1 pseudogene is annotated in these 269 nt (G+C 65.8%); it reads left to right on the top strand.

Annotation, left to right across the window (positions count from 1 at the left end):
• Nucleotides 1-192 (top strand): annotated as a pseudogene (locus tag SB753_RS37595) (phasin family protein); the annotation flags it as partial.
• Between the last annotated feature and the right edge of the window lie 77 nt (nucleotides 193-269).

The following is a 269-nucleotide window of genomic DNA, read 5'->3' as shown; positions in this document are numbered from 1 at the left end:
CCGGCCGGCTCTGACGCCGCCATGGCCGCGCTGAATTCCGCCATCGCGGCCGCCAGTACGCTGTATGAAACCCTGCAGGGCGCAAGCCAGCAGGCGGTCGAAGTCACACGGAGCAACCTCGACATGGCCGCGGCAGCCGCGAAGAGCGCCCGACGTGCGATTGATCCCGTATTGCCTGCAGCAAAGCGATAGCGGGCCGGTGCCGTCTCTGACGGCGAAAGTCGCTCAATTTCAAGGAATCCCTGACAGGGGCGTCACCGGCTGATGGC

Source organism: Paraburkholderia sp. SIMBA_053 (genome assembly GCF_046534895.1).
Lineage (GTDB): Bacteria > Pseudomonadota > Gammaproteobacteria > Burkholderiales > Burkholderiaceae > Paraburkholderia > Paraburkholderia caledonica.
Note: the sequence above shows the minus strand (reverse complement) of the source record. Positions and strands in the feature narration are given on the sequence as shown.